29 protein-coding genes are annotated in these 25,338 nt (G+C 73.5%); 12 read left to right on the top strand and 17 right to left on the bottom strand.

Annotation, left to right across the window (positions count from 1 at the left end):
• Window positions 1–201: 201 nt before the first annotated feature.
• From AC3EN4_RS08085 to AC3EN4_RS08120, 8 genes are all read left to right on the top strand, one after another.
• Entirely contained in the window at window positions 202–1,374 is a 1,173-nt protein-coding gene (locus AC3EN4_RS08085; RefSeq protein ID WP_435205300.1) for a hypothetical protein, read from the top strand.
• Entirely contained in the window at window positions 1,361–4,045 is a 2,685-nt protein-coding gene (locus AC3EN4_RS08090) for a sensor histidine kinase (RefSeq protein ID WP_435205301.1), read from the top strand. Before AC3EN4_RS08085 ends, AC3EN4_RS08090 begins: the two co-directional genes overlap by 14 nt.
• A complete protein-coding gene (locus AC3EN4_RS08095) occupies window positions 4,042–4,518 on the top strand; it encodes a roadblock/LC7 domain-containing protein (RefSeq protein ID WP_422737182.1) in 477 nt (158 codons plus the stop codon). Before AC3EN4_RS08090 ends, AC3EN4_RS08095 begins: the two co-directional genes overlap by 4 nt.
• Window positions 4,515–4,997: a DUF742 domain-containing protein gene (locus AC3EN4_RS08100; protein WP_435205302.1), complete on the top strand. Its 483-nt coding sequence runs from the start codon at window positions 4,515–4,517 to the stop codon at window positions 4,995–4,997. Before AC3EN4_RS08095 ends, AC3EN4_RS08100 begins: the two co-directional genes overlap by 4 nt.
• Complete coding sequence (locus AC3EN4_RS08105; protein ID WP_435205303.1) at window positions 4,975–5,757, top strand: GTP-binding protein; 783 nt, start codon at window positions 4,975–4,977, stop codon at window positions 5,755–5,757. The genes AC3EN4_RS08100 and AC3EN4_RS08105 overlap by 23 nt, the downstream gene beginning before the upstream one ends.
• A gap of 38 nt (window positions 5,758–5,795) precedes the next feature.
• Entirely contained in the window at window positions 5,796–6,287 is a 492-nt protein-coding gene (locus AC3EN4_RS08110; protein WP_435205304.1) for a hypothetical protein, read from the top strand.
• 36 nt (window positions 6,288–6,323) lie between these two features.
• Window positions 6,324–8,522, top strand: coding sequence for an AAA family ATPase (locus AC3EN4_RS08115; protein ID WP_435205305.1), 2,199 nt, complete (start codon window positions 6,324–6,326; stop codon window positions 8,520–8,522).
• A gap of 84 nt (window positions 8,523–8,606) precedes the next feature.
• Window positions 8,607–9,545: an SMP-30/gluconolactonase/LRE family protein gene (locus tag AC3EN4_RS08120; protein ID WP_435205306.1), complete on the top strand. Its 939-nt coding sequence runs from the start codon at window positions 8,607–8,609 to the stop codon at window positions 9,543–9,545.
• Between the two features lie 42 nt (window positions 9,546–9,587).
• On the opposite strand, the gene AC3EN4_RS08125 is transcribed toward AC3EN4_RS08120, so the two are convergent.
• From AC3EN4_RS08125 to AC3EN4_RS08180, 12 genes are all read right to left on the bottom strand, one after another.
• Window positions 9,588–9,953, bottom strand: a complete 366-nt coding sequence (locus AC3EN4_RS08125; RefSeq protein WP_435205307.1) for a gas vesicle protein K — start codon at window positions 9,951–9,953, stop codon at window positions 9,588–9,590.
• Entirely contained in the window at window positions 9,950–10,159 is a 210-nt protein-coding gene (locus AC3EN4_RS08130) for a gas vesicle protein (protein WP_396800027.1), read from the bottom strand. Before AC3EN4_RS08130 ends, AC3EN4_RS08125 begins: the two co-directional genes overlap by 4 nt.
• Window positions 10,156–10,977 carry a GvpL/GvpF family gas vesicle protein gene (locus tag AC3EN4_RS08135; protein ID WP_435205308.1) on the bottom strand — a complete coding sequence of 274 codons (822 nt, stop codon included), beginning with the start codon at window positions 10,975–10,977 and terminating at the stop codon, window positions 10,156–10,158. Before AC3EN4_RS08135 ends, AC3EN4_RS08130 begins: the two co-directional genes overlap by 4 nt.
• Window positions 10,961–11,344 (bottom strand): gas vesicle protein, encoded by a 384-nt coding sequence (locus tag AC3EN4_RS08140; protein ID WP_435205309.1) that lies wholly within the window; start codon window positions 11,342–11,344, stop codon window positions 10,961–10,963. Before AC3EN4_RS08140 ends, AC3EN4_RS08135 begins: the two co-directional genes overlap by 17 nt.
• A 1-nt stretch (window position 11,345) precedes the next feature.
• Complete coding sequence (locus AC3EN4_RS08145) at window positions 11,346–11,660, bottom strand: gas vesicle protein GvpO (protein WP_435205310.1); 315 nt, start codon at window positions 11,658–11,660, stop codon at window positions 11,346–11,348.
• Window positions 11,629–11,958, bottom strand: a complete 330-nt coding sequence (locus tag AC3EN4_RS08150; protein ID WP_435205311.1) for a gas vesicle protein GvpG — start codon at window positions 11,956–11,958, stop codon at window positions 11,629–11,631. The genes AC3EN4_RS08145 and AC3EN4_RS08150 overlap by 32 nt, the downstream gene beginning before the upstream one ends.
• Before the next feature lie 2 nt (window positions 11,959–11,960).
• Window positions 11,961–12,716, bottom strand: a complete 756-nt coding sequence (locus AC3EN4_RS08155; protein ID WP_435205312.1) for a GvpL/GvpF family gas vesicle protein — start codon at window positions 12,714–12,716, stop codon at window positions 11,961–11,963.
• 1 nt (window position 12,717) lies between these two features.
• A complete protein-coding gene (gene gvpJ, locus AC3EN4_RS08160) occupies window positions 12,718–13,104 on the bottom strand; it encodes a gas vesicle protein GvpJ (RefSeq protein WP_435205314.1) in 387 nt (128 codons plus the stop codon).
• Window positions 13,101–14,312 (bottom strand): SRPBCC family protein, encoded by a 1,212-nt coding sequence (locus AC3EN4_RS08165; RefSeq protein WP_435205315.1) that lies wholly within the window; start codon window positions 14,310–14,312, stop codon window positions 13,101–13,103. Before AC3EN4_RS08165 ends, gvpJ begins: the two co-directional genes overlap by 4 nt.
• Before the next feature lie 2 nt (window positions 14,313–14,314).
• Entirely contained in the window at window positions 14,315–14,779 is a 465-nt protein-coding gene (locus AC3EN4_RS08170; protein ID WP_435205316.1) for a hypothetical protein, read from the bottom strand.
• Window positions 14,780–15,052: 273 nt separating this feature from the next.
• Window positions 15,053–15,562 (bottom strand): GNAT family N-acetyltransferase, encoded by a 510-nt coding sequence (locus tag AC3EN4_RS08175; RefSeq protein ID WP_435205317.1) that lies wholly within the window; start codon window positions 15,560–15,562, stop codon window positions 15,053–15,055.
• Between the two features lie 126 nt (window positions 15,563–15,688).
• Entirely contained in the window at window positions 15,689–16,558 is an 870-nt protein-coding gene (locus AC3EN4_RS08180) for a hypothetical protein (RefSeq protein ID WP_435205318.1), read from the bottom strand.
• 188 nt (window positions 16,559–16,746) lie between these two features.
• Here AC3EN4_RS08180 and AC3EN4_RS08185 point away from each other — a divergent pair, with 188 nt between their 5' ends.
• Window positions 16,747–16,962, top strand: coding sequence for a hypothetical protein (locus AC3EN4_RS08185; protein WP_422737190.1), 216 nt, complete (start codon window positions 16,747–16,749; stop codon window positions 16,960–16,962).
• Between the two features lie 10 nt (window positions 16,963–16,972).
• Here AC3EN4_RS08185 and AC3EN4_RS08190 read toward each other — a convergent pair whose 3' ends face one another.
• The 4 genes from AC3EN4_RS08190 to AC3EN4_RS08205 form a co-directional block, all read right to left on the bottom strand.
• A complete protein-coding gene (locus tag AC3EN4_RS08190; RefSeq protein WP_435205319.1) occupies window positions 16,973–17,380 on the bottom strand; it encodes a DUF3263 domain-containing protein in 408 nt (135 codons plus the stop codon).
• 100 nt (window positions 17,381–17,480) lie between these two features.
• Window positions 17,481–18,497 (bottom strand): ABC transporter permease subunit, encoded by a 1,017-nt coding sequence (locus tag AC3EN4_RS08195; protein ID WP_435205320.1) that lies wholly within the window; start codon window positions 18,495–18,497, stop codon window positions 17,481–17,483.
• On the bottom strand, window positions 18,494–19,504 hold the full coding sequence (locus tag AC3EN4_RS08200; RefSeq protein WP_422737193.1) for an ATP-binding cassette domain-containing protein: 1,011 nt from the start codon (window positions 19,502–19,504) through the stop codon (window positions 18,494–18,496). The genes AC3EN4_RS08195 and AC3EN4_RS08200 overlap by 4 nt, the downstream gene beginning before the upstream one ends.
• 120 nt (window positions 19,505–19,624) lie before the next feature.
• On the bottom strand, window positions 19,625–20,410 hold the full coding sequence (locus AC3EN4_RS08205) for a DeoR/GlpR family DNA-binding transcription regulator (RefSeq protein WP_053654382.1): 786 nt from the start codon (window positions 20,408–20,410) through the stop codon (window positions 19,625–19,627).
• 203 nt (window positions 20,411–20,613) lie between these two features.
• Between AC3EN4_RS08205 and AC3EN4_RS08210 the strand changes: the two genes are divergently transcribed.
• From AC3EN4_RS08210 to nagA, 3 genes are read left to right on the top strand one after another with little or no spacing between them, the layout of a single operon-like run.
• Window positions 20,614–21,543 (top strand): SIS domain-containing protein, encoded by a 930-nt coding sequence (locus AC3EN4_RS08210; RefSeq protein WP_435205322.1) that lies wholly within the window; start codon window positions 20,614–20,616, stop codon window positions 21,541–21,543.
• Entirely contained in the window at window positions 21,540–22,493 is a 954-nt protein-coding gene (locus AC3EN4_RS08215; protein ID WP_422737195.1) for an ROK family protein, read from the top strand. The genes AC3EN4_RS08210 and AC3EN4_RS08215 overlap by 4 nt, the downstream gene beginning before the upstream one ends.
• Before the next feature lie 15 nt (window positions 22,494–22,508).
• Window positions 22,509–23,618: an N-acetylglucosamine-6-phosphate deacetylase gene (gene nagA / locus AC3EN4_RS08220; RefSeq protein WP_422737196.1), complete on the top strand. Its 1,110-nt coding sequence runs from the start codon at window positions 22,509–22,511 to the stop codon at window positions 23,616–23,618.
• A 437-nt stretch (window positions 23,619–24,055) separates the two neighbouring features.
• Here the strand turns inward: nagA and AC3EN4_RS08225 are convergent, their stop codons facing one another.
• Window positions 24,056–25,267: a DUF4032 domain-containing protein gene (locus AC3EN4_RS08225; RefSeq protein WP_435205323.1), complete on the bottom strand. Its 1,212-nt coding sequence runs from the start codon at window positions 25,265–25,267 to the stop codon at window positions 24,056–24,058.
• Between the last annotated feature and the right edge of the window lie 71 nt (window positions 25,268–25,338).

Raw genomic sequence — 25,338 nt, forward strand, 5'->3', positions numbered from 1 at the left:
TTCATGTCACACCAGCAAATGGGACACAGCGTGCCCGGAACCCTGACGAACGGTGACATCACACGAACTGACGCAAACCTGACTCGCCGCAACCGGCCGGCTCGCCTGGGGGTTCGGTTAGTTTTCCGGTCCGGTGGACGGGACTTGTCGGCGAACCCGACACCGCGCCGATCCCCCGCCCGACGCCGGAGGAGACACACCATGACAGTCCCCGCGCCGCGGGCCCGTCGACGGACGTCCATGCTCGGCAGGTCACTGCCGCTGTTGCTCATCGTCGCGCTGCTCGCGCCGGTCGGGATGCTCTTCGCGTCCACCTGGCGACACACCGCCGACGATCGGAAACTGGCCGACTCCGAACGACTCGGCGTGGAGTACCTGCGCGCCCTCGCCCCCATCACCGAGGCGCTGGTGGAGGCCCAGTCCAACGCCGTCGCCGGCCGGGGCGTCCCCGGCGAGCCGCTGACCCGCGCGGTCGAGCAGGCCGCCGCGGTGGACGCCCGCATCGGCGGACAACTGCGCACCCAGGAACGGTGGGCCGGGCTGCGGGCCAAACTGGAGGCGCTGCGCGAGCGCAGCCCCGCCGACCCGGAGGCCGCCTACACCGCGTACGGCGAGGTCACCGACCTGCTGCTCGCCCTGCACCGCAAGGTTCGGGAGAGCTCGGGGCTGGGCCGTGACCCGGGCTCCGACTCGTTCTTCCTCCAAGACAGCGCCGGACAGGAACTCCCCGAGGCGGTGGTGGCCGCCGGCCGGCTCGCCGACCTCGGCGCGCTCGCCAGCCGGCGACCGGCCGCCCAACGGCCCCGGAGTCTGATGGAGCTGACCGGCCTGCGGGTGTCTGCCCTGTCGCCCGCGACCGACGTGGTCGACAACCTGCGCTCCGCCGTGGACAACTCGGAGAGCACCGACCTGGGCGCCAACGTGCTGACCCCGCTCGACGCCTACCAGCGGTCGGTGGAGGCGTTGGCTTTGTACTCGACGCCCAGCGCCGCCGGCACCGTCGACCAGGGTCAACTGGCCGCCGCCGCGCTCAACACGCGCAACGCCGCGCGCCAGCTCCAGCCCGTCATCCTCGGTGAACTGGACACCCTGCTCAGCGACCGGATCGACGGACTCGCCCGGGACCGGTGGCTGACCATCGGGGCGGGTGCGGTGGCCGCGCTGCTGCTGATCTGGCTCGCCGGGCTGCTGGTCGCCGCCGACCGGCGGAGCCGCCGACGGGCCGCCGCACCGGACGCCGTGACCCCCGCCGCCCCGCCGCCCGGGGATCCCTGGCAGCCGCCGGCCGCGACCGACATCCGACCGCTGCAACCGGTGGGCGCGGCCCACGAGCCGGTCGCCGAGCAGTGGGGGCCGTTCGATGCTGCTCGCTAGGCTCCGGATCCGCGGCAAGCTCGCGCTGCTCGTGGTGATTCCCCTGCTGAGCATGGTCGGCCTCGCGGTGCCCGTGGTGATCGACCGGGTGGCCGCCGCCCAGCGCGCCGCCGACATCACCGACCAGGTACGACTCGCCAGCCGGGTGGGCAGCCTGGTCCAGGACCTCCAGCAGGAGCGCATCCTGTCGATCGGCTTCCTGCTCGGCCGGGTCGAACGCTCCGAGGTGATCCGCAAGGCGGCCGACGTGGACGACCGGGTGGCCGACCTGCGGGCCGACGGCGGCGACGCGCTGACCGAGCAGGTCTCCCACGCGCTCAACGGGGTGTCCCGGCTCGGCGACCTGCGCCGGGCGGTGCTGGCCCGGACCGCCAACCCCGGCCAGGTGATGGACGCCTTCGGCCCGGTCAACCGGGAGTTGATCGGATCGCTTCGGCTGGTCTTCAGCGTGGACACCGAGACGCTGCCCGGTCGCCAGGTGCTCGCCCTGGACGGGCTGCTCCGCGCCGACGAGGGCATCGGCGCCTGCGCGACCCTGAGCATCCTGGTCAAGGCGATCGGTACTCCGGACACCACCGCCGGCTACGTGGCGTGCATCGCCGCCCTCCAGGTCGACAACGCGCGCTTCCGCAGCCTGATCACCCCCGAGCAGCTCAAGGTGGCCCAGCTCAACGACGCCGCGGTGGCCGCGCGTACCAGCCCCGACTTCCTGATCACCAGCGCCCGGGACCCGGCCGGCGCGGTCCGCGACGTGCCGATGGAGGCGCTGTTCCCGGCCGTCCGCACGATGATCCGGCTCGGCCAGTTCGTCGAGAAGAAGATCGTCGCCGACGTGCTCGCCGAGGTGAAGGCCGACCAGCGGCGGGCGCTGACCGCCGCCTACCTGGTGGCGGGTGCGGCGGCGCTGATCCTGGCGCTGGTGGTGCTGCTCAGCGCGGCGGTGGCGCGTACGGTGGCCCGACCGCTGACCCAGCTCACCCGCTCCGCCGACCGGGTCGCCCGGGTCGCCGAGGCGGAGCTGGTCCGGGTCACCGACGACGAGGCGGAGAGCGTCCAGTCGGTCCGGTTGGAACCGGTGGTCATCCGGTCCAGCGACGAGATCGGTGACCTGGCCCGGGCGTTCGACCGGGTGCAGAACACCGCGGCCCAGTTGGTCGAGCGGCAGATCGCCGGCCGCCGCAACGTGGCGCAGATGTTCGGGCACGTCGGTCGGCGTACGCAGAACCTGGTGAGCCGGCAGCTCGCGCTGATCGACCGGTTGGAACAGCAGGAGGCCGACGCGGGCCGGTTGGAGCACCTGTACCGGCTCGACCACATCTCCAGCCGGCTGCGGCGTAACGCCGGCAGCCTCGTGGTGCTCTCCGGCTCGGCCGGCGCCGACGCGCACACCGCGCCGGTTCCGCTGGCCGACGTGGTCCGGTTGGCGCTCGGCGAGATCGAGGACTACACCCGCGTCGACGTGCAGGTGCCGGCGGGTGTCGCCGCCGCGCCGGCCATCGTCGGCGACCTCGTCCTGGCCCTGGCCGAGCTGATGGAGAACGCGACGGTCTTCTCCCCGCCGCACACCCGGGTCGTGGTGACCGGCGAGACCTCCGGGCAGGGTGCCCGGATCACCGTGGTGGACCAGGGCATCGGCATGAGCGAGCAGCGGCTGGCCGAGGAGAACGCCCGGCTCACCCGGCGGGAACGACTCGACCTCGCGCCGACCGAGGTGCTCGGTCTCTTCGTGGTGGGCCGGCTGGCTCGCCGCCACGGCTGGGAGGTGAGCCTCGCGACCACCGCGGGCGGCGGCGTGACCGCCCAGGTGGAGATCCCCCAGGCGTCCCTGGTGCTGCGCCGCGCCGACCGGGCCGGGGCGACCGTTGCCCGGGCCGCCGTACCGGACCGGGGGCGGCGGCTGGCTCTCGACTCCGCCCGCGGCGCCCGCGCCCGGGGAGCCGCCACCGCACCGGCCACCCCCGCACCGACCGCCGCACCCGCCGTCGCCGCGGTGGCACCGGCCAGCTTCGACACGGATCTGCTCAGTCGGGCCACCCGCAGCCTGGAGTCCGGCGAGTCCTGGGACGCCTTCGGCGCGCGGGAGTCGGCGGCCGCGACCGCCGGTACGGCACCGCCACCCGCCGCCGTCGCGCCGGGCACTGCCACGGCGGGGACCTCAGCCGGCCCCCGGATCCGGCAGCGGGTGCCCGGCGCGAGCCTCTCCGCCACCGCCGCGCCCACCCGGCCGGTCGACGCCACCAGTGCCGACCCGGACGCCGCCCGCGCGCTGGTCGAGGCGTTCCAGTCCGGCGTACGGCGGGCCGAGTCGAGCAGCGCGCCGGCCACCGATCGCCCCGTCGGGCAGTGGTCGACGCGGACGGTCACCGACCCACCCGCCGGCGCGGGCCCCACGGAAGCCGATCCCGGCGCTACCGTCGATCTGCCCACCACCCCGGGCGGCCGCGGCCCGACCGTGGCGGACACCGGCGGCGCCAACCGCAGCCGTCCCCGGCTGAGCCGACGCGTGCCCGGCGCGAACCTGACGGTCTCACCGCCCAACCAACCAGCCAGCCCGCAGCTCGGCGACCCGGCCGAGGTGCGCAGCCTCATCACCGAGTTCGAGGCGGGCGTCGCCCGTGCTCTCCGCGAAGTCAGCCCAGATCGTCGGAACGAAGAAGGATCATCACGGTGACCAGCCCCTTCCTGCACGACAACGTCGACCACCAGACCCAGCCGGCCACCGCCGGGGACCTCAGCCCCGAGGCCCGCACGTTCAACTGGCTGCTGGACTCGTTCACCTCCAGCACCGCCGGGGTGTTGGAGGCGATCGCGGTCTCCTCGGACGGGCTGCTGATGGCCATGTCGGCCATCAAGGACCGCTCCAACGCGGAGCGCCTGGCCGCCGTGGTCTCGGGCATGACCAGCCTCGCCGGGGGCGCGGCCAGCTGGTACGCGCTCGGCGGCCTGAACCGGGTGATCGTCGACATGGCCGACGGGTACCTGCTGATCAGCGCCATCAGCAGCGGCTCGGTGTTGGGTGTCGTCGCCGACCGGTCGGCGAACCTGGGCACCGTCGCGTACGAGATGACGCTCTTCGCCGGCCGGGCCGGCGGCGCGCTCACCCCGCGCCTGATCGCCGAGCTGAAGAACGCCGTCCAGCAGTGACTCCCGACGTCGCCGGCGAGGATCCGGACCCGGAGCCCGGGGTACGGATCCGCCCCTACCTGCGCACGCCGCCCCCGGGTGGGGGCGGCGCGCCGGCGGCGCCGGGGACGGGGGAGGATTCGGACGACAGCGGCCCGGCCGGTCTACGGCCGTTCGTGCTCACCGCCGGACGGGTGGCCGGCGCCGACCCGGCGATCGGACTCGAGACGCAGGTGACCCGCTCCGAGGGCGGCCGGTGGACGGGCACACCGGTCAGCCTGCTCGCTCCGGAGCTCCAGGCGATCATCGCGCTCTGCACCGAGCCGATCTCGGTGGCCGAGATCTCCGCCCGGGCCCGGCTGCAGTTCGGCGTGACCCGGGTGCTGGTCGGCGACCTGCGGGCCGCCGGGCACCTGGACGTGCACGTCACCGACGCCAACGACGCCTACGACCCCGACCTCATCCTGCGAGTGATTGATGGACTTCGTGCGATCTCCTGAATGGCCGGTCGCCCCGAGCGGAGGGCTCGCCGGCAACAGCGCCACCGCCCGCTACGGCGCGGTCCCGGGCACCGGTCCGGCGTCCGGGCGGGCCAGCGCGCCACCGCCGACCGGGCCGCCAACGCCACCACCGCCACCGCCACCGCCACCGCCGTACCGGCCGCCGGCCGGCACCGGGCCGACCGGCCGTCCGTCGGCCGCGCCGCCCGTACCGGTCAAGATCCTCGTTGCCGGTGGGTTCGGGGTGGGCAAGACCACCACGGTCGGCGCGATCTCCGAGATCGCGCCGCTGACCACCGAGGCCGAGATGACCAGCGCGGGCATCGGCGTGGACGACCCGGGCATCCGGTCCACCAAGACCACCACCACGGTGGCGATGGACTTCGGTTGTGTGACCATCGACCGCAGTCTGAAGCTCTACCTGTTCGGCACGCCGGGGCAGTCCCGCTTCGGCTTCATGTGGGACGACCTCGCCCGGGGCGCGCTCGGCGCGCTCGTGGTCGTCGACAGCGCCCGACTTGACGACTGCTTCCCGGCGATCGACTTCTTCGAGCGGGCCGGGTTGCCGTTCGTGGTGGGGGTCAACGCGTTCGACGGGCGACTGGCGCTGGAACTCGGTGAGATCCGGTGGGCGCTGGCCATCGGCGACCACGTACCCCTGGTGCAGTTCGACGCCCGGGACCGGCTCTCGGTGCGGGACGCCCTGCTGGTCGTCCTGGATCGCGCGCTGGAGCGGGCCACCCGGGACAGGAAGGCCTGAGCCGACCGGCTCCGGCCGTGGCGGGAAGGGGTGATCTGGTGAGGGGCGACCTGGACGAGACGCTGGCCCGGCTGGCCCGGCGCGAGGAGGCGCGGCGCCGGCGGGCCGACGACCGTGCCGCCACCACGCCACCGCCGGGCCCGACCGCCGCGCCGGCCCGCAACGCCGGACCGGCCCGGCACGCCGAACGGGACGACCCCGACGCCGCCGGGTGGGGGCCGGTCGAGGAGGTGACCGAGGCGGTACGCCAGGTCGTCGGCGTGCACCCCGGGCTCGCGGTGACCGTCCGGGTGGAGCACGACGGTCGGACGTACCCGCTGCGGGTCTCCTGGGACGGCCCGGACGTGACGGTCGCCCCGGAGCCGCCGCCGGCCCCGGTGGAACCCCCGCCGTCCTGGCCGCTCTCCGGTCGGACGGTGCCGGCCTGGGCGCCCGGTCCGGACGGATTGACGCCGGACCCGGCGGCCCGCCTCGCGGAGTTGATCCGGCGCGACCCGTCGCTGCTGGACGAGTTGGATCCGCGGCGCTGAACGACGGGACCGGCTGACGGGTACTACGGTCGGTCGGTGGCCCAACCCGACCTGACCCTGACGGCGAGCCTGCGACCGGCCGCGCTGGACGCCCGACGGGGCATCGTGCGGCTGCACCCCGAGGCGCTGACCGCGCTGGGCCTGCGCCCCGGCGCTCCGGTGCGGCTGACGGGCCGCCGGGAGACCGCCGGGATCGTCGCGGCGGCCGGGTCCGGCGCGAGCAGCGCCCTGCTCTACGCCGACGACCTCACGCTCGGCAACCTGGGTGTGCGGGACGGCGCGTCCGTGCGCGTGTCGCCGCTGCCGCTGACCCCGGCGGGCCGGGTCACCCTGACCGGACCGGTGGGGGTGCTCGCGGCGGTCAGCCCGGAGATGCTCCGGCTCGCCCTGCTCGGCAAGGTGGTCACCGTCGGCGATGACGTGTCGCTGCTGCCGCAGGACGTCCTGCCGGACGCGTCGACGCGCGGTCTCGTCGAGGCGGCCCGGCGCAGCCTCGCCACCAGCGTCGGCTTCGCCTGGACGAGCACCCTGCTCAGCGTCGTCACCGTGGAGCCGTCCGCCGGGTCGCTGGTCACCATGGACACGGTGGTCGCCTGGCAGCACGGGCCGGCCACGCACGGCGCGCCGTCGCCGGCCCAGCGGTCCGGGCCGGTCGACGCCGTACCGGAGACGGACGCCCCCGACGTGGACGAGCTGCCGGGGCTGCGTGCCCAGGCGGACGAGTTGACCGAACTGCTCGACCTCGGCTTCCACCACCGGGAGGTGCTGGGCCGCCTCGGCACCACCATCTCGCTGGGCGTGCTGCTCTCCGGGCCGGCCGGCTCCGGGAAATCGGCGCTGGTCCGGGCGGTCGCGGCCCGGGTGGGTGCCCGCGTACACCCGCTGTGGGCACCCGAGGTGGCGGCGCTGGCCGACCAGGCCGCCGCCGACCGGCTGCGCGCCGCCGCGACGGCGGCCCGGGCCGGCGGTCCGGCCGTGCTGCTGGTCAGCGACGTGGAGGCGTTGGCCCCGGCGGACGAGCCCGGCCCGCTGGCCACGGTGTTCCGGCAGGTGCTCGCGGAGGTCGTCCGGGCGGGCGTGGCCGTGGTCTGCACCACCGGCCGGCCGGAGGCCGTCGACGTGGCGCTGCGCGCGCCGGACCTGCTGTCGCTGCGGATCAGCGTGCCGCTGCCCGACGCGGCCCTGCGCCGCGAACAGCTCACCGTGCTGACCCGGCAGGTTCCGCTCGCCGACGACGTGCGGCTGGACGAGGTGGCCGGCCGTACCCCCGGGTTCGTCGCGGCCGACCTGGCCGCGCTGGTCCGGGAGGCCGGGGTACGCGCGGCGCTGCGACAGAAGTCCGCGTCGACGCCGACGGTGTCGATGGCCGACTTCACCGCCGCCCTGGAGGTGGTCCGGCCGACCACGATGGCCGCGTCGACGCTGGAGTTGGCGTCCGTGACGCTCGATGACGTCGGTGGCCTGGACGAGGTCAAGCAGACGTTGACCGAGTCGGTGCTCTGGCCGTTGACCTACCCGGACACCTTCGCCCGCCTCGGCGTGCAGCCACCGCGCGGCGTGCTGCTCTACGGGCCGCCCGGCTGCGGCAAGACGTACCTGGTCACCGCGCTCGCCGGCTCGGGCCGGGCGAACGTGCTCTCGGTGAAGGGCGCGGAACTGCTCTCGAAGTGGGTGGGCGAGAGCGAACGTGCCGTCCGCGAACTGTTCCGCCGGGCCCGGGAGGCCGCGCCGACGCTGATCTTCCTGGACGAGGTCGACGCGTTGGCTCCGGTACGCGGGCAGGCCACCGACGGCGGCACCACGGATCGGGTGGTCGCCGCGCTGCTCACCGAGCTGGACGGGGTCGAGACGCTGCGCAACGTGGTGGTGGTCGGTGCCACGAACCGGCCGGACCTGGTCGACCCGGCGCTGCTGCGGCCCGGCCGACTGGGGCGGCTGGTCTACGTGCCGCCACCGGACGGTCCGGCGCGCGCGGAGATCCTGCGGGCCGCGGCCCGGAACGTGCCGTTGGCCTCCGACGTCGACCTGGCCACGCTCGGCGCGGAGCTGACCGGCTTCTCGGCGGCGGACTGCGCGGCGGTGATCCGGGAGGCGGCGCTCGCGGCGATGCGGGAGTCCCTGGCCGCGGCCACCGTCACCGCCGCGCACGTGGCCGTCGCGCGGGAACGGGTCCGCCCGTCGCTGGACCCGGCCCAGGTCGCCTGGCTGGCCAGGTACGCCGCCGAACGGGACTGAGCGCCGGGTCCAACCTTTTGCCGTACGAGGAACGTTCTCGAAGCGGAACGTTCCTCAGTGGAGACATCCACTCGACGACAGGCGGTGACCCTCTTGCGCAGGCTGCTCTCTCTTCTCGTCGTCCCCCTGATGGCGGCGGCCACCCTCGGCACGCTCAGTTCGGCGGCGAACGCCCGCACGACGCCTTTTCCGTCCCGGATCGCCCTGCCGGACGGATTCAGCCCGGAAGGGCTGACGATCGGGCGGGGCACCACCGTCTACGTCGGCTCGGTCGGCAACGGCGCCGTCTGGCGGGGTGACCTGCGGACCGGGCGGGGTTCGGTGTTCATCCCGGGCGCTCCGGGCCGGGAGAAGGCCGGTCTCAAGCTCGACCCGCAGGGCCGGCTGTGGACCGCCGACTTCTCCGCCGGAGCGGCAAGCGTCCACGACGGCACGACCGGCGCGCAACTGGCCCACTACCAGTTCACCGACGAGCCGGGCAGCATCGTCAACGACCTCGTGGTCACCCCGCGCGCCGTTTACTTCACCGACTCGGCCCGGCCGGCGCTGTACGTGGTACCGCTGCTCCCGGGTGGTCGGCTGCCCGCCGCCGGCGCCGCCCGGGTGCTGCCGCTCAGCGGTCCGGCCGCCGCGCCCGACGCGTTCAACAACGGGATCGTGGCGCTGCCCGACGGGGACCTGCTGGTCGCCCAGATGTTGACCGGCCGGCTGGTACGCGTCGATGCGCGCACCGGCGTGAGCCGGGTCGTCGACCTCGGCGGCTACTCGGTGGACCGGGCCGACGGGCTGGTGCTGCGCGGTCGCACCCTCTACGTGATCCGGAACCTGACGAACGTGGTCGCGGTCGTCGAGCTGAACGCCGACCGGACCGCCGGCGTGGTGCGGCGGGAGATCACCAGCCCGGCGCTGCGGTCGCCGGCCACCGGGGACCTGCTCGGCCCGGCGCTCTACGTGGTGAACGGTCGGTTCGACGTCGAGCCCGGCCCGACCGTCGACTACGACGTGGTGCGGCTCCCCGCCTGATCGGACGGTCGGCGGCGGCACCGGGGGGGTCGCCGCCGACCGTCAGGCACGTGTCTGGTCGGTGGGCAGGAGCGGACCGAGCGGCCCGAGGTCCAGGTTCAGGTCCTCGGGGGCCAGGCCGAAGTGCTCCCGCAGCCCGGCCATCTGCTCCTCCAACGCCATCAGCGTGACCCCGATGCGTTCGACCTGCTCCTCGGTGAGGTCGCCGAGGTCGACCCGACGCAGCGCCTGCCGTTCCATGAGCTGGCGCAGCAACTCGACGACGGTCAGCACCAGACTGGCCAACCCTCGTTCGACCGAGTCCCGATCCACCGAGATCCGACCGTCCAGCGGGGTGACCCGGGGTGGCTGCCAGGACCGCGCGTCGAGCGCCGCGACCAGCTCGCCGGCATCGTCCCGGCCGGTCATCCGGCGTCCTCCGCCGCCAGCGCGCCGACCGACGCGACGAGCGCGCGCAGCGAGATCCGGACCAGGTCGACGTCGGCGATGGCCAGGGTGATGTCACCGCTGATCACCACGCCGGTGGCGAGCACCCGGTCGAGCAGGTCGACCAGGGCCACCGGCCGGTACGCCAGCGGATCGTCCGCGCTGCTCGGCGCGAGCGCCGTGGTCACCGTGGCTCCCCGGCAACGTCGGCCGATCGTTCCGCCACGAAGGAGTACGCCGGCCACGGACCGGTCACCTCCAACCGGAGGCCCGGATGACGGTCTCCGAGCGAGTCGACCAGGTCGGTGAAGCGGCACAGCGCCGCGTCGTCGACCAGGTACGCGCCGTTGAGCGCCATCGGGGCGGACACGCCGGAGAGCCGCTGGTCCTGCGGAGCGTGCCGACGACCCGCCACGGCCACCTCGCAGAGGGCCACGTGTACGGCGTCGGCGGCGGCGCTCGCCACCTGCTGTCGGACGTCGCGGGCGGTCAGCTCGGCACGCCGGCGACGCAGGTACGCCGTACCCACCCCGCCGCCGTCCTGGGCGACCGCGCTCTCGACGGGCGCCCCCGGCACCAGGTAGCCCTTGACGCCCCACTCGCCGCGCCCGGTCAGCCGGGCCAGGGTCGCGGACAGCTCGGCCCGCCGGGCGGCGAGCGACGCGGCCACCCGCTCGTCGTCGGTGTGCACCGTGGCGAGACGGGCCGGCACCACCGGCCCGTGGCGGGCGAGCGCGGCCACCACGGCGTGGTGCGCCCTGGCGGCCTGCTCCAACCACGTCAGGTCCTCCAGGTTGCGGCGCAGCGGCTCCTCGCCGTACTCGTCGAGGGGCGCGGGACTGACCACGGCGACCAGCCCGGCGGCCGCGACCGCGCGCACCGGGAAGCCGCCCATGCCGGCGAGCGTCGCCAGCGCCGCCGGCTCGACGTCGCGCACCACGCCGTGCAGCCACGCCCCGGTCGCCGGGGCGGCCCGGTCGGGCGTCACCTCAGCCGTCGAACTCATCCCACTCCTCCATCTCGGCGTCGCGGCGGCGCGCCCGGGCGGCCACGCGGGGTCGGCGTTCCGCCTCGACCTGCTCCGGGTCACGCGGCCCGGGTTCCACCGGAGGGCGGGCCCGCGAGCTGAGCCACGGGTCGTGCTCCCACCAGTCGATGCCGATCTGGCGTGCCGTGTCGACCGATGCGATGACCAGCCGCAGCTTCAACGTCAGCAGCTCGATGTCGAGCAGGCTGACCCGGATGTCGCCGGCGATGACGATGCCCCGGTCGAGTACCCGTTCCAGAATGTCGCCCAGGTTGGCCGGCTCGTGGCCGGCGGGCAGAACCTGGCCCGAGTTCTGCACCACCGAGGGTGGCTGACCAGCGGTCATCTCAGCCCACCTCACCCTTCCCGCGCTGGTAGCGCCGCACCCGTCGGTAGCCGAGGAGGCTGCCCTCGATGTCCAGCTCCACCTCGTAGAGGCCGAGCAGATCCGTCGAGTTGGGGATCCGGCGTGCCTCCACCACCTCCACACCGACCAGCCAGCCGTCCTGGGTGGCCTCCAACGACGTGGTCACCGACGGCTCGCGGCCGGTCAGCTCGACGAGCTGCCGCAGGCCGGCCCGCGCCGCCTCGGCCGCCGACACCGGTTCCAGGTACTCCTCGTCGGCCTGCTCACGCCCGCCGGCCGTCGCGTCGTCGGTCATGGCGCACTCCCCTCTCCCGACCCGGGCCACGCGATCGTGCGGTGCCGGGCGGCGGACCGCCGGTCCGCCGCCCGGTGCCCCCGGTGAGCCGGTCCAGCACCCGCTGCTCGGCCCGGTCCCGCTCCTCGACGCTGAGTTCACCGGCGGCCACGGCGGCGTCCAACTCCTCCAGTTCGCGCCGGACGTTGACCGGATTGCGCTGCCGCGCCTCGGCCTCCCGGGCCACCACCCCGACCACGGCGGTCAACCCCCGCACGGGGGCGTACGGCAGGGTCAGCAGCGCCCAGAGCAGGTCCACGGTCAACCCGCCAACTGGTGCGCGTCGACGAAGTCGTACGGGGCGAGCGGCCCGAGCAGACGCAGCCGCAGCAGGCCCCGCCGGTCCTGGGCGTACTGCTCGAGCACGTCGACCAGGTCGCCCTCGCGGTCGGTGTCCACCAGCAGCGCCACGTGCCCCGCGTCCAGCTCGTGGGTGGGCGGACGCAGTTGCGTGGTCACCACGTACTCGGCGGTGACGTCGAGCAGCCGTCGGTTCTCCGCCTCGCGGCGCAGCTCCACCGCCTGACTGATCAGCTCCCCGAGCCGGATCCGGGGTTTCCGACTGGCCGCCTCGGCCCGGCCCCGAACCTGCTCGGCGAGCTGGGCGGCGGCCGGGTTCTCGTCGAGGACGGCACGCAGCAACGCCTGCTCGTCGAAGCGGCCCTGCACCACGTACTGCACCCGGCCTTCGAACTCGGCGAGCGCGGCGGCGAACCGGTCGTGGTGTGGCCGGAGCAGGTCGAGCACTGCGTCCGCGCCGGTGACGACGGTGCCGAAGCGCACCGGCAGCACCGGGGCGACGACCGCCGTACCGTCCAGCAGTTCCTGATACGCCCGCAGGTCCGGCGCGCGACCCAGCGGCGCGTCCAACGGCACCTCGCTGACCAGGGCCGCGAGGTCGCCGTGCCGGACGACTGTCACCTCGCCGGGTGGGTCGCCCACTCCGGCCGCGTCGGGTGTCGCCTCGACGTCCGCCGGCACCAGCCCGTAGATGAACAGTCCCGTCTGGTCCGCCATGTCAGCCCCTCCCGAGGTCCCGCACCGTGCCGGCGGCATCGCCGGTGACGTCCCGCACGGGGTCCGTGACGTCCCGGACCGAGCCGGTCACCTCGCGGACCGCGCCGGTGACGCCGCCGACCAGGCCGGCCAGCCCTTCGCCCTCGGCGGGGCCGATGTCGAGCCGGTCCACCGCCTCGGCGAACCGCAGGTACGTCTCGATGCTCGCCACCACCACCCGGGCGTTGATCTCCACCAGGGGGATGCCGACGACCCCGATCGACACCTGCGCGTCGATCACGACGCCCTTGTCGAGCACCGTCTCCACCACGTCGGCGAGGCCGCCGGTGGCACCCTCCACCCGTTCCAGGGCACCACCGACGGCGTCACCACCGGACGCCAGCGTCACTCGTCGTCCTCGCCTCGACGGCGGCGCACCACGGGCCGGCGCGCCGGCTCCGAAGCCCGCCGGACGGGCGGTCGGGGCCGCTGCGGCTCCTCGCGGGGCTGGGAGCGGCGGGCCCGCTCCGGGACGCGACGGCGCGGGGCGGGCGGCGGCTCCTCCTCGGCCTCGTCCGCGTACCCCTCGTCGTAGCCGTCCTCGTACGCCTCGTACTCCTCGTCGTACTCCGGCTCGGCCGGTCGCCGTGGCGGGCGCTGCCGCAGTCGCCCCGCGGGCCGACGGCGCGGCTGCTCCTCGGCGGGCTCCTCGTCGTACTCCTCGTCCTCGGTCTCGGGCTCGCCCGGCTCGCGGCCGCCGCGCTCGCGCTGCTCCCGCTCCTCGCGCAGGCCGGTCTCGTGGTCCCGCACCACCTGCGAGTCGCGGATCTCGCCGCGCCAGCCCTCGACCTGGTCCGGGTCCAGCGCCACCTCGGTCATCACGTGCCGGACGAAGTGCTTCAACTCCAGCCGTACCCGCCGGCCCTGGGCCCGCCACAGGTTGCCGGTGTGCTCGAAGAGGCCCTGCGGGTGGTACTCGAGCACCACCAGGATGCGGGTCAGGTCGGGGGTCAGCTCGTGGAAGCTGACCGTTCCGTCGACCGACCCCTTCTCGCCCTTGGAGCGCCAGTGGATCAGCTTGTCCGGCACCTGGCGGACGATCGTCGACTCCCAGGTCCGGTGCGACCAGAAGACCTGCGCCTTCCAGGTCATCTTGGCGTCCTCGTCGTTGTCGGCCTGCTCGACCTTCTTCATGAAGCTCGGGAAGTCGCCGAACTGCGTCCACTGGTTGTACGCGGCCCGCACCGGGACACCGACCTCGATCGTCTCGACGATGTTGGTGACCTTGTTCTTGCCGCCGCCCTTACCGCCCTTACCGCTCACCCGGCCGAGAGCCGACATCACCTTCTCCTTACCGCCGGCCACTCCGGCGTGCAGCATCGCCTTCACCGGTGAGCCGCCCTCGGCCAGCTTCTGCGCGCCGGTGGCGGCGGCGATCAGGCCGGGTCCACCGCCCTGGCGCGCGTACTCGCTCAGCCGGCCGGTCGCGCCAGTGATCCGCTCCGTCACCACGCTCACCGCGCGTTCGCCGATGGCGCCGGCGAGGTTGCGCACCTCGTCGGTCAACGGGCCCCGGATCTTGTCGCCGAGGCCGCCCGGGCTGCTGTTTCCCGCCATGGTCACCGCCCCCGCCGCTGTCCGGCCGCAGCGTCGTCCCGACCACGCGTCCGGTCATCGCCGCCACCGTTGCCGTCCTGGCCGTCGTTGCGGTCCTGGTCTCCGTTGCGGTCCTGACCACCGTCGCCACCCTGGCCAGCGCCGCCGCCCGGCTTGCCCGCGCGGCGGCGCAGCGCGTCGGCGGAACCGCGCAACCGGCCGGTCAGCGCGTCGACGCCGCTGCCGGCCGCGGCGGTCGCGGCGGACCGCCCGGCGTTGACCAGCGGTCCGCCGAGCCGGCTGAGGTTGCTCAACTGTGGGGACGACTGGAGCAGGTCGCCACCCCGCTTCAGCAGGCCGCCCGGGTCGCGGCTGGCGCGCCCGGCGGCCACCGCGGCCGCCAGGGTCAACGCGGTACGCAGTTTGCGACGACGGCCCAGCAGGTAGCCGAAGCCCACCGCCAGCCCGATTCGTGTTCCGGTCTTCATCAGGTCTCCCTCGCTCCCCGCCGGGTCCGGGACGACTGCGGACTCGGGGGGCAGGGCCGTCGGGGAACAGCGCACACCACGCCCTCGATCAGTCGTCCCGTATTTGCGGACCCGGCGGGCAGTACCCGGCGGAATTGCCGCGAAACCGTCTGAACATTTTTCGCCGCCGACGCCCACAGCTATTCGGAAATGCGAAGCGGGATCGCACAAACGGGACAGTCGAGCGATTCTGAGCAGGCAGAACGCCAGGGAACCAGAAGGTGGAATTGCCGATCAGAGGGCTGGCGGCGTCGAATCCAGGCAGATTTCGGCGTGCACCTTTCCGCCTTCCTCGCGCAGTTTGGCACCGCATTTCTCGAGGACGACGAGTGCGCCGACATTGTCCGGGGTCGTGTCCGCGACGACGGCACGCATGCCGGCACGGGCGGCGACGTTGAGCAACTCGCGCAGGGCGGCCACGCCAATGCCCTGGCCCCGCGCCGAGAGACCGAGCCACATGCCGGTCTCCACCGTGCCCGGCTCGTCACAGCGGGTCATCCGGATCATGCCCACCACCTCGCCGCCGACGAGGATCGCGTACATCTGGGAGCCGGTCGGTCCGTCCAGGCCGGCGAAGCTCGCCCGGTGGAACTCGCGGAAGGCCTCGCGGCGGGCGAGCGACCAGCCGGCGGGCGCCTCCACCGGAGGCATCACCTCGCCCGGCTCGGCCTCGGCAGCCGCTACGGAGAGCAACGGCTCCAGATTCCGCTCGTCCACCGGCTCCAGCCGGACCGCACTCGCCACGTGCCGCAGTCTGCCGGCCCTATCGGCCGAAGTCCACCCCATTGGGGATCGGATGGCGGTCCGGCCACGGGTACCGGCCGGTCGGGCGATTCAGGTGTTTCTCCTCACGCTCCGTCGTCATCTGTCCTATGGAGCGAACTCGCAGAACACCACCGAGGCGTCGTCGGTGGACTTGTGTCGGCGGAGCCGGTCGGGATGGTCGCACTCGGCGTCCCGCACCCGGGAGAGCAGCGCGGCAGGGCCCTCGGCGCTCAGCAGGTCGAGCAGCCCGGCCCAGTCGGTCAGCCCGAACTGCTCGACCGCGCTGGACGCGCCGTCACTGAGCAGCGCCGCCCGACGCAGGGCCGCCGGACCCCGCCGGGACGCCGTACCGGTCACCGCGTGGAAGGCCGCGTCCGGGTCGGCCGCCGCGACCCAGTAGCCGTGCGTACGGTTCATCCGCTCCCGTTGGACGCCCACGGCGTGCCGGAAACGCGTGACCGGGTCCGACGGGCCCGCCGGCACGGTGGCGAGGGTATGCCGTAGCTCGGCCATCGCCGTGTCCAGCCGGTCGTCGGTCACCACGCTGACCTGACCGCCCACGTCCAGCACCAGCGGACTGTCGCAGAGCACCAGGTAGTCGACCTGGTCGCCGCAGTCGCGCAGCAGGCAGACGGTGCTGGACGGGGTGCCCGGATGGTCGAGGTCGCACTGCCCGCCGTGGTCGGCGCGGACGGCGAGAATGGCCGCCGCCAGGTTGCTGGTCAGCCGGGCCGCCGGGCGGGCGGCCTCCGCCACCGCGAGCCGGGCGGCCAGGTGTCGGACGTACCACTCCGGCCCGTGGACGCAGCCCGTGTCGAAGCCGTCCGGCACCGTGGCGCCGTCCAGCACACCGACGAGCGGACCGAACTGGAAGACCACGTCCTCGTTGACCGGCCGGCCGGGGGCCGGCGCGGACGCGGACCGCACCCGCATCATCGGCACGGCCCGCTCGGGTCGGCACCCCTCATCGCCCACTCCCTCGGTCGTACGACGGCGTACCCCGCTTACCCGTCGGTCCTGGCCACATTCCTGCGCCGGCCGGTATCGGGGCAACCCGGGCTCGTCGGGCGGCCACCGGCGGTAGCGTGACAGAGGCCGGCCTCCGCGGTGTCCCTTCGCAGGTGGAGGGCGGTTCGGGCCTTCCGTGGCGACAGGGGGATCGCATGTTGAAGCGGTTGCACGAATCGGGACTCACGTCGGAGCACATGTACATGGCCGGCTTCGTCAGCATCGGCCTCTCGTTCACCAGTTGGTTCCTCTCCAAGCACCTGGAGCGGGCCGGAGTGGCCCGCGCCGACCGGTGGGGGATCTTCATCGGCGAGTGGGCGCCGACGTTCTTCGCCATCGGCAACGGCCTACAGGGGTACGAGAAGAAGTAGCCCCGGCGGGTCAGCGGCGGCGGTTGCGGGCCCGCGACGAGCGCAGCCGGCGGAGTCGACCGATCAGCACCGGATCGGCGGCGAGCGCCGCCGGATTGTCGAGCAGGCCGTTGAGCAGCTGGTAGTACCGGGTCGAGGAGACGCCGAAGGTGTCCCGCACGGCCTGCTCCTTGGCACCGGCATGCCGCCACCACTGCCGCTCGAAATTGAGGATGGCCTCTTCGAGAGCGGTCAGGCCCGCCTCGGGCTGGGCGGTGGCGGCGGCCGGCACCGCGTCGTCCCGCTCGCCGTCGTCGGCGTTCTCCACGGACGGCGCCGGTCGCGGGGTCGGCACACCGGGCGTGCCACCTGCGGCCGTCGCGCCCGGACGAGCGTCGGTGGACGGCTCGGGGGCGGCCGGGGTGGCGTCGGCAGGCATGACGTCCAGCCTAGTCAGGCTGCGCCTCGGTCGCAGCAGGCGGCGCGGCCGGCCGCGCCCGTCGGAACCCCGACGGTGGGAGCCGGCCGCGCCGGGTCGATCAGGAGATGTCGCGGCGGCGCATCGCCCAGGTCGCCGCGCCGAGGATCACCACGAGTCCGATCGAGAACAGGACGGAGGACTGCTGCCAGGTGATGTCCATCGTCTCCGGCTTGCACTCGCCGTAGTAGGTGGCGTTGCAGGACTGCCAGTTCTGCAGGGTGACCGTCTTCGTCATCCAGGCCAGCGCGTAGGTGGGCAGCAGCCACGCCTCGGCGAACTTCACGCTCGCCATCGACAGCAGGATGCCGAGGCCGAACTGACCGACCACCATCAGCGCCACCACACCACCGAGGGCCATCGCGGTGTGCCGGCCCAGCGAGGCCAGCGCGAAGCCGATGGTGGTAATCACCAGCACCAGCGCCACGCCGCGCAGCCCAGTCAGGGCGAACGACTGCCAGGCCCCCGAGGTCATCTTCTCGGTACTGCCCCGGAAGCTGGCCACGGCCCAGAAGCCGGCGAACCACAGCACCGCGGCGGGCAGTGTCACCGCCAGGATGCCGGTGAGCAGCGCGGCCAGCTTGGTGAACAGTACGGTGAGCCGCTTCGGCCGCCAGAGCAGCAGGTTCATCATGCCGCCGGTGCTCCACTCGGCCCCGACGAACGATGCGCCGATCACGAACCCGACCAGGGCGAGGATCGCCGCGAACGGGACCAGTGTCTCGTCGAACGTCTTGCGGAAGTTGAACGTCGAGGGCAGGAACCACTCGGCCTGGATCTCCTCGCGCGGCGGCGGGGCGATCACCGAGCAGTCGTCCGGGTAGCGGCCGTCGTTCGCGGTGCCGGCCCGCTTGGCCTGCTCGCAGTTGACCCGCTCCTGCTCGCTCCAGCGGACCTGCTCCTGGTACTGCTGGTCGGCCTGCCGCTCGGCCTTGGCGAGCTGGGCCGCGTCGATCTTCTGGTTGGTGAAGAAGACACCAACCACCACCGCGGCCAGCACCAGCAGGCCGAGCAGCGTCATGTAGCGGGTGAAGCGCCGCTTGGCGAGCCGGCGCAACTCCGTCCGATAGAGGCTCACGCGCCCCACCCTCCCGTGGCGGTGCCGGGCTGACCCGTACCACCGACCTTCATGGACTCGTCGACCTGCCGGTGCTGGCCGGGGACCGGCGCGGTGGCGGTCAGTTCGAGGAAGACACTCTCCAGGTCGACCGCGATCGGGGCCAACTCGCTGACGTACAGGTTCTGCTCGGCGAGCAGCCGCGTCACCGACGCCGGCTTGTCGACGCCGGCCAGCATGAGGTGGTCCGGGTGCCCGGTGACCCGGATGCCGGCCCGGGTGAGCGCCTCGGTGGCCGCCGGCAGGTCGCTGACCGCCTCGAGGCGTACCCGGACCGCGCCGGACGAGTGCTGGGCGAGCACCTCGTCGACCGGGCCGAAGGCGACCCGCCGACCGAGCGAGATGATGGTGACGGAGTCGCAGATGAGCTGGATCTCGCCGAGGATGTGGCTGGACAGCAGCACGGTCATCCCGGATTCGGCGAGGGTTCGCATCAGCGTGCGCATCTCCCGGATACCGCCCGGGTCGAGGCCGTTGGCCGGCTCGTCGAGGATGAGCAGCTTCGGGTTCTTCAGCAGGGCGGACGCGACGGCGAGCCGCTGCTTCATGCCCAGCGAGTACGTCTTGACCCGCTCGCCGGCCCGGTCGCGCAACCCGACCAGCTCCAGGACCTCGTCGATCCGGTTCTCCGGCACCCCGCCCGCCCCGGCCAGCAGGGACAGCGTGTCCCGGGCGGTGAAGTGCGGAAAGAACTGCGGGCTCTCGACGATCGCGCCGACCTGACCGGCGACGGTGGGCAGCGCGGCGGGAACCTCGTGCCCGAGCAGCGTCATCCGTCCGCCGTCGGGCCGGATCAGGCCGAGAAGCGTACGCAGCGTGGTGGTCTTGCCGGACCCGTTGGGGCCCAGGAAGCCATGCACCTGCCCCGCGTCGACCCGCATGTCGAAGCCGTCGAGCGCGTTGCGGGTGCCGCGTCGACGACTCTTGTACGTCTTACGTAGACCTTCGATCTCCAGGACAGCTGGCAAGCTGCACCTCCCCCGATGGTGGGCGTGACAGCCGACACCATACGCGGTATGCAGCGATGCGCAATACCCGGTATGCATCGACACGCCGGTCGATGCGTTTCATCGACGGAGCGTGACCGTTCAGGCGCAGACGACCTGCACACCGGCCGCCCGGAAGGCGTCCACCACCTCGGGTGCGGCCCCGGAGTCGGTCACCAGCGTCTCGACCCGCTCGACCGGGCAGATCCGGGCGAAGGCGTGACCGCCCAGTTTGGACGAGTCCGCGATGATCACGACCCGCTTGGCCCGGGCGACCATCAGGTTGTTCATGGCCGCCTCCCCCTCGTGGTGGGCGGCGGCACCGAGTTGCGGGTCGATCGCGTCCACGCCGAGCAGGGCGACGTCCAGGGTGACCTCCCGCAGCAACGCGCCGCCCAGCGGGCCGACCAGCTCGAACGACTTCGGACGCACCACCCCGCCGGCCACCACGACCTTCATCCGGGATCGCACCAGCAGCTCGTTGGCGATGTTCAGCGCGTTGGTGACCACGGTGAGCTGGGCGCCCTCGGCGCTGGTGTTGAGATCCGGCCGGACGGCCAGCGCCCGGGCGACCTCCGTGCTGGTGGTGCCGCCGTTCAGGCCGACCACGGTGCCGGGGGTGACGAGCGCGGCGGCAGCGGCGCCGATCCGCTGCTTCTCCGCCGAGTGCTTGGCCGTCTTGTAGCGCAGCGGCAGGTCGTACGAGACGCCGTTGGCGACCGCGCCACCCCGGGTTCTGGTGATCATCTGCTGCTGGGCGAGCTGGTCGAAGTCACGCCGGATGGTCGCCTGGGAGACGTCCAGCCGCTCGGCGGCCGCCTCGACGCTGACCCGACCGTTGTCGGTCAGCATCTCCAGCAGGGCGTTCCATCTGGCGTACCGGTCCACCTCGGGGGCCCTCCCAGTAACTTGCACGCTCGGTGATTGATTGCGTGCACACTAGTGCGCGAAACTAGCCTGGCGCAAAAGGTTGGCCTGCGCGATCGGCCGGCCGGTTGCCACGACCACCCCGGTTCGCGCAGAATAACGCGCGAAATATGGCCCTAACGAGCCGTATTGCGCAGACAGGTCGGCCCTGCGAGGAGTTTCCCATGGCGTACGTGGACGCGGAGATCGCGAGCCAACCCGACTGTTGGCGGGAGGCGGCGTCGCTGTCCGCCGCGGTGCGCGGCGACCTTCCGCGTCCCGGCGAGCGGGTCGCCGTCGTCGGTTGCGGCACGTCGTGGTTCATGGCCATGGCGTACGCGGCCCGCCGCGAGCAGGCCGGCCAGGGCGAGACCGACGCGTTCCAGGCGTCCGAGTTCCCGGCCGGCCGCCACTACGACCGGCTCATCGCGATCACCCGCTCCGGCACCACCACCGAGGTGCTGGAACTGCTCGCCGCGCTGCGCGGGCGTACGCCCACCACCGTCATCGTCGGTGACCCGGCGGCACCCGCCGTCGACCTGGCCACCGCCGCGGTGACCATGGCCTTCGCCGACGAGCGGTCGGTGGTGCAGACCCGTTTCGCGACGACCGCGCTGGCCCTGCTCCGGGCGCACCTCGGCGACCCGGTGACCGCGCTCGCCGCCGACGCCGAGGTGGCGGTGCGGTCCCCGCTGCCGATCGACCCGGCCACCATCGAGCAGGCCACCTTCCTCGGTCGCGGCTGGACGGTCGGTCTCGCTCAGGAGGCCGCGCTCAAGTGCCGGGAGGCGGCCACCTTCTGGGCCGAGGCATACCCGGCGATGGACTACCGGCACGGTCCCATCTCGGTCGCCGCGCCGGGCCGGCTGGTCTGGGCGTTCGGTGAGCTGCCCGACGGGCTGCCGGAGGACGTCGCCGCCACCGGCGCCGCCTTCGTGCACAGCCGTACGCACGGCTGGCGCACGGTGCTCGGGAGCTGGTCGGCCGGTCGTACCCCGGTCGACCCGATGGCCGACCTGATCCTGGCCCAGCGGTTCGCGGTCGCCCTGGCGACCAGCCGTGGCCTCGACCCGGACGCGCCCCGACACCTGTCCCGGTCGGTGGTACTGGCGTGAGCGGTTCCTCGCGCGACGACCGGGTGGTCGTGGCGCTGGACGTCGGCGGCACCGGCATGAAGTGCGCCCTGGTCCGGCCTGACGGCGTCGCCGTACGCACCGAACGACACCCCACCGACGCCGCGCGCGGGCCGGCCGCCGTGGTCGACACCATCCTCGACATCGCCGAAGGGCTGGCCGCCAAGGCCCGCGCCGACGGCCTCACCCCGGTCGCCACCGGCATCGCGGTCCCCGGAGTGGTCGACGAGGCGCGCGGGGTCGCCGTCTGGTCGGCGAACGTGGGCTTTCGGGACGTACCGCTGCGGGACCTGGCGGTGCGACGGCTCGGGCTGCCCACCGCGCTCGGTCACGACGTACGCGTCGGTGGCCTCGCCGAGGCCCGGCTCGGGGCCGGACGCGGCGCCGACCACGTGCTCTTCGTGGCGATCGGCACCGGCATCGCCGCCGCGCACGTCGTCGACGGCGTGGCCGCCGTCGGCGCGCACGGTGCGGCCGGCGAGATCGGCCACATCATGGTCCGACCCGACGGCCCACGCTGCGGGTGCGGGCGGCCCGGCTGCCTGGAGGCGGTCGCGTCGGCGTCCGCGATCGGCCGGCGCTACGCCGAGCTGGCCGGCGGCCGGCCGGAGGCGCCGGTGACTGCTGCCGCCGTGGCCGAACGGGCGGCGGCCGGCGAACCACTCGCCGCCCAGGTCTGGCGGTCGGCCGTCGAGGCGCTCGCCGACGGCCTGGCCACCGGGCAGGCGCTCTTCGACGTGACGACGATCGTGCTCGGCGGCGGTCTCGCCCAGGCGGGCGACCTGCTGCTCGTCCCCCTCCGGGCGGCCGTGCACGAGCGGATGACCTTCCACCGTGAGCCGCAGCTCGTCGCGGCAGCCCTCGGCGACGAGGCGGGCTGTCTGGGCGCCGCCCTGCTCGCGCTGGACACCCTGACCGCCGACCGTGCTTGACCAACAGGAGGAACGATGACCGAACGGGTGAACGGCCGAGTGGTGACCCCGACCGGTGTCATCCGGCAGGGCTGCGTCGAGTGGGACGGTGAACGGATCACCGCGGTGGCCGAGTACCCGTCGGTCCGAGACGGGCACTGGATCCTGCCGGGCTTCGTCGACATGCACACGCACGGCGGCGGCGGGCACACCTTCACCACCGGGGACGCCGACCAGGCGCGGGCGGCGGCCGCCTTCCACCTGGGACACGGCACCACCACGCTGCTGGCCAGCCTGGTCAGCGCACCCTTCGAGGTGATGCGCTCGGCCACCGAGGCGTTCACGCCGCTGGTCGACGAGGGTGTGCTGGCGGGGGTCCACTTCGAGGGCCCCTACCTCTCCGCCGCCCGCTGCGGCGCGCAGAACCCCGAGTACCTGCGGGACCCGTCCACCGAGGAACTGGCCGAGCTGATCGAGCTGGGCCACGGGGCGGTCCGCATGGTCACCCTCGCCCCGGAACGCGACGGCGCGCTGGAGGCGATCAAGCTGCTCACCGCGCAGCGCGTGGTGGCCGCCGTGGGTCACACCGACGCCACCTACGAGCAGACCCAGGCCGCCGTCGCCGCCGGAGCGAGCGTGGGTACGCACCTGTTCAACGGCATGCGCCCGGTGCACCACCGCGAGCCGGGCCCGGTGGTGGCCCTGCTCGACGCGTCCACGGTGGTCTGCGAACTGGTCGCCGACGGGGTACACCTGCACGACGGCATGCTGGCCTTCACCGCCACGACCGCCGGCCCGGACCGGGCCGCGCTGATCACCGACGCGATGGCCGCCGCCGGAATGGCCGACGGCGCGTACGAGCTGGGCGGCCAGGACGTCACGGTGACCGACGGGGTGGCCCGGCTCGCCCGCGACGGCGCGATCGCCGGCAGCACGCTGACCATGGACGCGGCGCTGCGGCACGCCGTGCACGCCGGCATCCCGATGGCCGACGCGGCCCGGATGGCGGCGACCACCCCGGCCCGCGCGATCGGCCTGGGCGACCGGGTCGGCGCCCTCCAGGTGGGTCTGCGCGCCGACCTGGTCGTGCTCGACGACGACCTCAACGTGGTACGGGTGCTGCGCGGCGGTTCCTGGGTGGAGTGACGCGGGCCGCTACCGCCTGGCCCCCGGACGCCCGCCCGCGGATCCTGCCTTCCGGCGAGGCTTGCGCCTGCCTGTCGGAGAGCCTGTCGAGCTGCCCCAGATGTGGGGCGGGAGGACACCGAAATCGAAACCGGCAGCGGCAGCGGCAGCGGCAGCGGCAGCGGCAGCGGCAGCGGCAGCCAGACTCAACCCAGCACGTCCCACCCCACATCTGGGGCAGCTCGACAGCACCGGCAACCAACTCGACCCGACAACTCCCACCCCACATCTGGGGCAGCTCGACAGCACCGGCAGCCAACTCGACCCGACAACTCGCGCCCCACATTCGGGGCAGCTCGACAGGACATGAGGAGAGGGCTCGGTACCTCGCGGCGCAGCCCGACCGTGACGTCAGCCCATCGGCCGTGACGTCAGCTCAGACGGACGCGCGCCGGCGGTCAGCTCAGGCTTGGGACGTCGACGCCGAGGACGGCCTGTTCGTCGGGGCGGTGCACCAGCACGTCGGACAGGTACGACTGGACCGCGTGGCGCATCCCCACGTCCCGGCCGGCCTGCTCGGAGAGCAGCCACTTGTGCTCGATGATCTGCGCGTACAGTTCCTGCGGCTCCAACTTGCGCCGCAGGTGGGCGGGCACGGCCCGGACCACCGGCTCGAAGACCTCGGTGAGCCAGCGGTGCGCCGCCTGCTGCTCGTCGATCAGGTCGCTCTCCGCGCGGTAGGCGTCCAGGTCGTTGAGCAGCTTGCGGGCCTGGTTCTCCTCGGCGTCCAGGCCGGTCAGCCGCAGCAGCCGCCGGGTGTGGTAGCCGGCGTCGACGACCTTCGGCCGGACCAGGTAACGCCCGTCCTCGGCGCTGGACATCGCCACCTCGGCCACGTCGAAGCCCAGGTCGTTGAGGCGCCGGATCCGACCCTCGATGTCATGTCGGGCCTGCCGCTCGACCGCCTGCTCGTAGGTGATCTCGTGCCACAGCCGTTCGTACCGCTGCACGACCTCCTCGCAGACCACCTCCGGGTCGATGGACTCGTGCAGCAGCCCGGCCGCCTGCAGGTCCAGCGCCTCCCCGAAGATGTTCACCCGGGCGATCTCCAGGTCCTCACCGCGCTGGCCGTTGGAGAGCGACTGGTGCAGCGCGCCCGTCTCCGCGTCGACCAGGTAGGCGGCGAAGGCCCCGGCGTCCCGGCGGAACAGCGTGTTCGACAGCGAGCAGTCGCCCCAGAAGAAGCCGGTCAGGTGCATCCGCACGATCAGCGCCGCGAGCGCGTCGAGCAGCCGGCTCATCGTCTCCGGCCGCAGGGTGTGCGAGAAGAGCGCCCGGTACGGCAGTGAGAACTGGAGGTGCCGGGTGATCAGCACCGATTCCAGAGGCTCGCCGTCCTCGGTCTGCCGGTCGGCGACGACCGCCACCGCCTCGACCGAGGGGAAGTCGATCCGCTCCAACGCCCGCAGCAGGTCGTACTCCCGCTCGGCGATCCGCTCGCGGGTCTCCTTGAAGGCGTACACGTAGTCACCGAGACGGACGAACCGGACGATGTGCCGGGAGATACCCTGCGGCAGCGCCACCAGGTGCTGGGCAGGCCACTCCTCCAGCGGTGTCGACCAGGGCAGGTCGAGCAGCGCCGGGTCCACGAGGGCAGACGTGATCCGCACGGGGACAAGCATGCCGGGTCACCCCCGGCATCCGCCGCACATCGTGGCTGGGCCCACAGCGCCGAAGACCC

This window comes from Micromonospora sp. bgisy143 (genome assembly GCF_057708145.1).